The following is a 527-nucleotide window of genomic DNA, read 5'->3' on the forward strand; positions in this document are numbered from 1 at the left end:
ATGATGGCTTGATTGGATGCACCCTTGATATTGTGAACTTGAGTAAAGCCTAATTGTAAGGCTAAGTTAGCGACTCTTTCACTGGGAACCATCAACTGTAAAGAGTGTAACCAATTTTTAGATTGGGTAGGTATTTGTTGTGCAAAGAATTTTAATTGTTCGAAGCTGGTAACAATCAGAGTGTCTACCCCATAGTGTTGCCATTGTATAACTCGGCTCTCACCATCAAAGTTTAGCCATTGACGCTGATAACTCTCAACATAGACCACATCCGCTCCAGTTTGTTGCAAGCTTTCGAAAAGCATTTCCCGCCCACTTTCACCTCTCAGTATGCTTACCTTTTTACCTTTTAGATCATAGGAAGACAAAAGCCCCAATAACCCCTCGGTGTCTTCCGACTTGGGTGATCTGACAGTGAGATGAGTGCATGAACGTAAATAAGTCGCTGTTTTACTGCCAACCGCAAGGTACTGAGCTGCTATCGGCCAGTTCTGACTCTGCTTAGCTAGGATTTCGTTGGTGTCTGT

General features: G+C 43.3%; 1 protein-coding gene. It reads right to left on the reverse strand.

Translation table 11 applies throughout. The features are described from left to right. Nucleotides 1–527: uroporphyrinogen-III synthase (locus AB4585_RS25145; protein ID WP_372171483.1), on the reverse strand; the 527-nt coding region annotated here is incomplete at both ends.

Source organism: Vibrio sp. 10N.222.49.C9 (assembly GCF_041474985.1).
GTDB lineage: Bacteria > Pseudomonadota > Gammaproteobacteria > Enterobacterales > Vibrionaceae > Vibrio > Vibrio crassostreae_C.